This is a genomic window from Acidovorax sp. NO-1 (genome assembly GCF_000238595.1).
GTDB lineage: Bacteria > Pseudomonadota > Gammaproteobacteria > Burkholderiales > Burkholderiaceae_C > Acidovorax.
In genome coordinates this window covers 1-8,452 of the sequence record NZ_AGTS01000023.1, presented here as the reverse complement: position 1 = coordinate 8,452, position 8,452 = coordinate 1, and the positions used below count along the sequence as shown (strand labels likewise).

Genomic DNA, 8,452 nt, shown 5'->3' with positions numbered 1-8,452 from the left:
TAAACCATCGACATAGAAAGCCGCCTGGAGATCATAACCACGGTCGATGATGGTCCATTTGAACTTCCGTTTTGAGTCGTCAGCTGCTGTTTTGAGATCAACAATTGCGACAACGCGACCTTCATCGTCAGCGACTGGGGCATCAGGGCGGATACGCGACGCTATGCTTTGCGCGCCCAGGGTGATGTGTACGTGATCACCGGGCCGGTGTTCACCTCGGAGAGTGAACGTATCGGTCCGGGTGGCGTACGGGGGCCCACTTACATGTACAAGTTGGTCTATGACGCCACTGCGGACCGCGCCTGGACCCACTGGCAAGCCAACTAGGAGGCTGAGCGCGTGTTGCGGCCCATCAGCTACGCCGAGCTGGTGCGGCGCACGGGCATTGAATTCCTGCCGGGCCGGGCGCAGTGACACTGCATGACGAGCATGCGGTGGCCGGGCCTGCCAATTCGCTTTCTGGTCGCTGGGATTTCTTGACCTGGTGGTGGGTTCGTCCTATAAGGTCTGCATGCCTGAAGTCGTACACCAAGTTCTCGCCGATCCCATTTTGGTTGGGATAATCCTCTTTGCCGTGTTCCTCAATGCTGGGGCCCTGGGGCTGAAGTGGGAGCGCAGGCGTGAAGCTATGGGTGACACCGAGCTGCGCACCAAGAGCCAATAAGCGCGGTGCCTTTGCCTTTGGAATCAAAGCCAGGACACCCTACGAGTTCGGCGTGAAGGTCAGCATCGCTACCACGCTCAAGGAAGGCCTAGTGGTGGCATGCGCTCCATGTCAGGCAATACCTAGTCGGCCCTGCAAAACGCCGCTGACCCGCGTGAACACTGGGTTTGCGCTGGTATCGCCGCGCTGTCGATCCCCCGAGAATCACACTGCTTGACTGCTTCTTCCTTGAATTCCAGCGTAAACCTCTGGGTGCTCATCGCACTTCCTCCCACACTGGGTGTCGAATGAAGGAACACTGCCAAGGTGCCTCCTGCGCAGATATGTCCAGAAGAATTGGCAGCGTGTAGGTGGGACTGCCCCTAGGCGGTTGAACGCGCCTCGGCCTGAGACTGGGGGTTGTCCCGGGGGGCGGTCCAGCCCTCCGTTCGAAAACGCTCCGTTGTTGCTAAAATTGGGGCCAATGGTCATTCGTGTGACGACCAGGCCGCCCACAAATGACGGCCTAAATGGATAGGAAAGCCTGTCCTATACATAGTCGGGTCCTTCCATGACCCGGCATTAATATATAAGGTGACTGGCGGTTTAGACCCATCTGTCACTCAATGGGGAAGTTTCCTCCCCCTCATTTATTAGCCAATGAGCCTAGCTCATAGCGCTCATCGAAATTGACCGACGCTTTCTGCGTCGGTATTCTTTACGGCAACGATCTTTTTGGTGAAATTCCACCATTAACGTCTCGTTGTTTCAAGGCGATTATTCCGCCACTTAAATATCTTCGGCGTAGTTGGCTACTCCGACGCTCCCATGCTGGTCTCGAAATCTTCGTGGCTTGTCTAATTTGCCATTCGCATGGATGGCGCAGTCAACCCTATTCATTCTGCTCGCTTTTAGGGCAGGTGACCGTTTGTCGTGCGGTAAATAATTCTGCGACCCCTATTTGTCTGTTTATTTGGTTTGGAAGGAATATCTATGAGTTTTGAAAATGCATTGGTTTTTGAGTCAAAGAAGATTGGTGAATTGATTGTGACTTTGGAGCAAAAAGTAATTCATCAACTCACGGCAGTTGTTGATGACGAAGGCGTCGAGGTCGGTGGTGGTTTGGCGGATTTGCGATTTGGCGAGATGAATTCGTTGGCGGCGGCGTTGAAAAATATATTAACTAGCGAACATTTGTGCGAGCCTGAACTGTTGTTGATTGAATCGGCTGCTAGAAGTAAACCCGGAGGTTCGATTCTGCAGCTGCGCTTGTTTTGTTATGCCGAAGTCGGTGCTCTCGATAAGTCAAAGGCGAGTCTTCTCATACGGGCAACTCTGCAAAAAATGTTGGGGTACTCGGCGCAAAACGATCCAAACTATTTGGATGAAAATCAATTGGCAGATCGCGAGCGGGAAAATGTACAAACTGTTGCCCAAGATGCTTTGAGAAGCTTGGCAAATAGAAAAATCAAGGCCCCTATACACGTAGATTTCTTGGGATTTAATATTGACCTAGAGGGAAAATTTGCGCCACGTGCGAACCTGGCTTGTTATGAACCAAAACAGGTTTCTCTTTATGGTCGGCTGCTTGGGTTTGATACGGGAAAAAAGGTCCTACTAATGCAAGTAAAGAAAAAGGTTGTGGATATTAATTATCTGGAGGATGAACTCCCCCTTGTCCAGGTCGCAGAGCTTGCGCAATCGGGACTAGAAACACATGTCCGCGCGCGGCAAACGCTGGATCATTTGGGCCGCGAGGTTCTTTGTTACGCTTGTTTTGCGGAGCCCCGCAGGGAAGATTGATATTTTCCAACTATGTGGTCAGCTTACCTTGGTTGGCTGACCAATTTAATGCCAGAGAAATCAGAAAAATCATTAAGAATTCCTGACTTGAGCGAATGAGTCCATGGCCTCTTAATCCAATTGCTGCACTGCGATCAATAATATTTGCCAATGGAACCCCACGCCGAACTGGATCCACTTGAAGTCTAGTCTCTTCGGCTTTCAGTGTGTGCATGTTAATTAAGTTGAGCAAATTTTCATCAGCAAATTTTTGAAGAGTCATTCCCCGTGAATTTGTAAAGAGTCGAAAACTGTAACTATCAAGATCCCAGAAATTAATGACTTGTTTTAAGAATTCAAAATGTTCCTTTTGCCACAAAAGAACCTGTCGCGAGGGGCCGATGAAGGAGGTGATGTTCTCGCCATGGTACGGAAAACTGGAGAATGAGAAATCATTCTGATCCACTAATTCGGCGTGCTGCACCAATTCTGCCCAGCGCGTTGGTTGAATGCCCGACAACCAGTCAAGTGAGTGTGGTCCTATTTTGCCTTTCGAAACTATGCGGCCCGTCTCGATCAGTAAATTTTCCAAATACTTTCCATCTTTTTTTGAAATATTTGTCGCCTGCTGAGCAATGTCGAAATTCTTCCGCAGAACAAGTATCCGAACAAATTTGAGGGCTGCCGTAGGTGTGAGGGGGCTTGTAGTTGTCGGGCCAGAATCAGATTCGAATGTACTTAAGTAGTCATGGAGCAGCGTGATCCTGTCGAGATCGATAATATTTTCCTGAAGATATTTAGATCTATCCTGTTGAGTGAATTTCTGAAGCTGTACGGAGCGGTTTGCCACATCTGGAACGTAATGTAGGTAGCTTCGAAATGTTGTGCTTGGTTGTGAATGACCCAGTAGTCGGGCAACTGCCCAGGCACAGCGCCGTGTCGAGTCCGTGCTTCCTAAAAGAAGCCGCCTCGCACTCTGGGATGTTGTGCTGCCAATATCAACCGGATTCAGATTCAATGTGCTGAGGCCCAAGAACTCCGCGACCCTGTTCGCGAACGTGTGCCGGTTGTGATGAGGACTGAGTTGATCGTTGCGGGTCACCTGTTGAATGACAGAGCTGATTCTTCTGAGCAATCGTCGCCGTTCTTCCAAGCCATCCAGTCCCAACTCCGTAGGGAAGAGCTCGTCTTTGTCATTCAAAACCGGAGTGGCTTGTCGTACCAAGAACCATTGCTCAATGATTGACCTCTCGTGCGCCGTCAGGCGAAAGAGGAGTGGAACTTGGCGACGGCTTGCTGGCGATTTCAGCCTGCGTAAATGATTGCTTCGGACCAGTAGCACCACACAGTCCGGCGCCGGCTCCGTCCAGTCAGCGCGCAACAGACATGCGGCCTCCATGCCGCGCAGGCCGAATCGGTACATCAACAGATTGATGAACGCGCACTGGAGATCGGCCTCCGATGCTTGGGTCGGAATGGGCGCGAGGCAAGCGTTGACGCGGAGGTACTCCAGTTCTGTGATGCAGCCAGCCGATACCAACAAGCTGGGTCCATCAGAAATGATCTCGGACCAGTCGGGGTTCTCGATCCCCAAAGCCGCGTGCATCGTTTGATGGAAATCCTTCAGGCATTGCAGGGCTAGCTTTAAGGTCCTATAGCCATTCTCCGTACTTGGCGAGTCGGATCCTGGAGTGGTCATTGACGGCTCCGTTGCATCTGGAATTCCCGACCGTGCGTCCATCAGACTGAGGTAAAAGTCGGTGACATCTTCCTCCTCGCACGCCAGTAAATCGTGATCGAAACCGACGGCCAAAAAGCACAGTGACAAGCTGCTGAAATATCTGTCGACAGAACTGACGCGAAGCAGGGTGCCCTTGCGGGTGCTTCTGCGTAAGAGGTGCCGGACCCACTCGACCAGGAGCTGGCAACTTCTTCCGGCGGACCCTCGGTATTGATCCAGCGCCCTGCAAAGTGCCGCGTCCATATTTCTGCGGCCAATCCCACCAGCGGTAGCAGCGGCGTGCTTTCTGAATATCGCACGCACCTCACCGAATAGCTTCTTGCTTGCCTCCTGTGAAATGGCGGGATCTGGAATTGCGGACGATGCAGCAGGTATCGCCGTATCTATATCCACCATAGTGGATAGATGAACTTCATGCTGGTCCAGCGATACCTGGGGTGGGCCTTGTTCGTCCTCGAAGGTTTCCGAGTCGTTCGCCTTCTCGGAAGTTATTGGTGTTCCGAAATCGCCAGCCGCACCGCGATGCAATCTGACCCAGTCGCGATGGGGCAGTCCCACGGATGGGAGGTCGCCATTCAGATAAGCCGCAAGGGAGGCGGGATACTCCAGAAGGTTTGCTTGATGGACCAGTTGCGCGAGTTCAGAGATCGTTGCGGTGGGGGGCTTTGCGTGCAGGGTCGGTAGCCCGATCTTTTGGCAGACTGTTTGCCACTCAACGGGTGGGCTGCTCTTGTCCATGTTCAGGCCGCGTTTTGAAGTACTGGCCCGGGCCAGGAAGTTCGCTGTAGCAGCACTGATGGGGTACCGTTTGACGGCGCTGCCCGAATCGATGTCCAAGTCAGGGGAATACTCCAGATAGTAGGATTGATCGAAATGCACAAGCCGAAAATTCTTGGCCACGAGCAGGTCTCGGAGCAGTGGAGGCTCTGTCACCCTAGACTCAAGAACGGTGAGCGCCGTGCCATAGAAAAGACATTCGCGAAGCGAGGTGCGGGAGAGCTCCATCGCTTCAAGGATGGGCTGCAGAGCATGAAGTGCCGCCGCTACCTTTTGGCGGCTGCCGATAGCTTGATGCGAGAGCAACGTGCGCTCCTCCAAGGCCGGCAGGTAGCGCTTTTTGAGACGTGGTCGAGTCCCATCCGCGCACCAGCGTTGACGAATCCAATCCTGAAGCGCTTCGTATCGAAGGGAGCCGAGTGCTCGCGGGGTGCCCGAGTCGTTGAGCAGCATGCGTTGGCTCAGCATCTCCCACTCGTCGGCTGAGATTGAATCGACAGGGCGCTCGCCAACAAAACGAAGAATCTCACTTTGTGCTTCAGTCAGTGCGTCAGCGTGGCGTTTCGCGCGTCGAGTCTCACGGGCTGCGCTGCCGAATTGCGTACCCTCTACAAGGCACGAATTGCCTGGCGTCAGGTCGGGAAAATCAAGGGGTGTGGTGTCCCAGCCAGGCGTTTGAGGTGGGGCAAACTGAAGCGCGGCGAAGAGCTGTTCAAGGGCCGGGCGGATAGCTTCCAAATCCTGAAGCCTAACCCTTGCCGAGAACCGTCCGTATGTAGCCGTTCCTCCTTCTGCATGCCCGAGGAGGCCGTCGATGATCTCGGGGTCTTGCCCCAATCTGCGCAGACTCGTGCTGATCCGATGTCGGAATAGATTCCACGGCAACGGCCAGGAGAAGACCTCCATCGAGTCCAGCGACACTTCAGATACTTCGAACCAGCGCAGGCTTTTTCGTGCGGGGTCTTCCCCGAGGAAGAAAAGTGCCGGCATCGCGGCGCTGGCTGCGCCAGCGGATAAAGTCTGCAGCTCTTGAGAGAGAGGGGGATCCTGGCTGCTGAGGCAGGAAGCTAGGCGACGAAGGTGGGGCAGGTAGAAGTCTTGGCAGAGCCGGACCAACTCGCTGGGAAGAACCACCATCCGACCGTCATGACGTTGGGAGGCAACTTTGTCCACGACGAACAAATACCTTTCGTCCCAGTCGACCTGCCCGAAGGACTCCAATGGGCTGGACACCGGACGAATTGCAGTCGCGGCAAGAATTGCGGCGGTCATGTAGACCGTCACCGCGTTGTGGTGGGCTAGCCAGTTCTCGGCCGGGCCAGCCGCCAGGCGGCCAATGTGCTGACCTACCCGTGCAATTTCTTCGCGCAGCAATGGGTCAAGCGGGCTCAGTTCACTGCCGGCGATGTTTTCTTGTGCTTGCGCGTTCCGTGGGAACAAAGGAGGTGGCGCGAGACCCGCAGCGGTTATGCCTCGGTGGACTTCCGCTGTCCGAAAAGCTGCATAGGCACAAGATCCCGGCAAACCACTTCGCGAGCTGCTCGCAAGCAGGCGACCGAGTACGGGGTCACCGGTTGCCTCGAAAACGCCTTGCTCAAGGACGTGTGCGAGCGTGCCTGACCGAACGCGTTCCAAGCCGGGTGTGCGCTTGCACACTTCGTTGAACATCGCCTCTGGCGAATCTTGGGCTGGTGACGACGGCCAAAGATCCAACAGTGCGCGCGCCGACGGGCGTCCCGAGCAGTGCTGAGAAATGATTTCTGCAACTTCGTCTGGAAGTGGCACTTGAAGATGGCCCGCGAGGGGTTCCAGCCATTGCGATGTCGCAGATGAAGCCTTCCATCCCCTGGGGTGCCGGGGGGGCAATCTCTGCAAAGTCTGGGTGTCGGGGTGAATGCTCCAGTCCCGCCCACATTGACTGGAAAAGGAGATGTCGGTCGCTGCCATCCGAACGGATTTGGCCGTGTAGACCGCGATCCAAACGAGTGCGCCCAAGAGGCGAAGACTTTCGGGTGCGTCTCGCGCAATTGCAGCCTGCCACCAGTTTTCCAGGCAAGCCCGTTCAAACTGATTGAGGCGGTTGGTACTGAACGGGAGGAATTGCTGGTCTTCGATGGTGGCGAGAAGCACACCACGCGCTTCATGTTCCTGAGCCACCGGATTGAGGCGCTCATCAATCTTTGCTTCCCAGCATTCGGTCCCTTCGCCGCCATCCTGGTCGATGAACCTTCCGGTGATGGGCTGGGGGTCTTCCGCCAAGATTTCGCCTGGAGAAAAAACGGTCGGCGCTGTACTTTGAGCGGATGTTCCCCAAAGATGCTCACGACCGGGGGACAAGCGGGCATATTGAGAAAAGGCACCCTTCGCGGTCAGGGTTTCGGCTCGGCCGGCCCGGATCGGCTCAGATTCACAGTAGCTGCGCAATGTCCGGAGCAGTTTGATATGCGCCTTGACGCCGGGCCCGTCGTTGGACGCCAGTTCTAGCTTGCCGATCAGAGCTGCAGATTCCCAAGTCAGATGCTGTCTATATATAGTTAGTGATCCACTGGGGGGGCGAAGCCCAGCGAAAAGATCCCGCCAATCCCAGTCGCCAGAGACTGCTTGGCGCAAGCTCCACGACACCTCGACGAGCCGTTTGTCCGGCTCGGATCCCTCATAGATGGCTGCGATGAACTGGATGAACGTCCAGGTTCGAAATGTTTCCAACCGAAGGTGGGCGGCTGCGTCAGGGTGATAGGCCCTGGGCACGCACAGCGCGAGGAGGGCGAATTCGCGCAACGTGCCGCGTGGGAGTTGCGCGGCTACCTGTTGGGCCGGAGGCAAATATGGATACAGACGGGCAATGGTTGGGGACGCAGCTAGGGACTCCATGAGCCGGTACAACTCCGAAGCCGGCTCGGATTCGTCGGCCCATGCCGAGGCAATCTTCAACGGTACGGGCTGGCGCAAGTACTCAATGATTGATCCGACGTACTCAGGATTGGCGCCGGTTTTTGATGCATCAAGAACCGCAAGCAGCGGACGAGTCAGCCTTAGCCGGCTAGCCCATTCGAGCAAAGGATGCAGCGACGCTGGAAGCCCAAAGGTCTCAAAAGCCTGTCCGTCCTGACCGCCGAAAATCCAGGGTCCGTTGTCCATTAGGTCTCATTCGTTGAAATGCGGCGCGTTCTGCACCGACCGGAATCGTCAAAATTCCATGTGTATTCAACGTTTTACATCATTTCTAGTCAATTGAAAACGTAAGATACGTTCTCATCAGCCTAGAGCTCATAACCATCAAGCACTTAGCTTGTCTTCAAGGCCCACTTCGGTGGGCCTTTTTGTTTTGTGTCGAGGTTTGTGACGAGGTCTGTGTCGTCACAATTGCGGCCCTCCGTGCTAGTGACCTTTGGGTATGGTTCGAGTTTCTGGAGTCAAGAGCTCAAGAGTGGCGGAGCTTCGGCTGCTACTAAACATAGGCTCCAGCTCCGTTGGCCTCAAAGTAGAACCGGCGCATCTACTTCGGCATT

The 8,452-nt window shown here is 54.7% G+C and carries 3 protein-coding genes and 1 pseudogene; 3 read left to right on the top strand and 1 reads right to left on the bottom strand.

The window, feature by feature from the left end; genetic code table 11:
• Positions 1–141 precede the first annotated feature (141 nt).
• From KYG_RS23485 to KYG_RS24210, 3 genes and pseudogenes are all read left to right on the top strand, one after another.
• Positions 142–414: pseudogene (locus tag KYG_RS23485) on the top strand (DNA/RNA non-specific endonuclease); the annotation flags it as partial.
• A 97-nt stretch (positions 415–511) separates the two neighbouring features.
• A complete protein-coding gene (locus tag KYG_RS24805) occupies positions 512–664 on the top strand; it encodes a hypothetical protein (protein ID WP_008903169.1) in 153 nt (50 codons plus the stop codon).
• A gap of 972 nt (positions 665–1,636) precedes the next feature.
• Positions 1,637–2,446, top strand: coding sequence for a hypothetical protein (locus tag KYG_RS24210; protein WP_008903168.1), 810 nt, complete (start codon positions 1,637–1,639; stop codon positions 2,444–2,446).
• Positions 2,447–2,456: 10 nt separating this feature from the next.
• Here KYG_RS24210 and KYG_RS02130 read toward each other — a convergent pair whose 3' ends face one another.
• Positions 2,457–8,081, bottom strand: coding sequence for a site-specific integrase (locus KYG_RS02130; protein ID WP_008903167.1), 5,625 nt, complete (start codon positions 8,079–8,081; stop codon positions 2,457–2,459).
• Positions 8,082–8,452 lie beyond the last annotated feature (371 nt).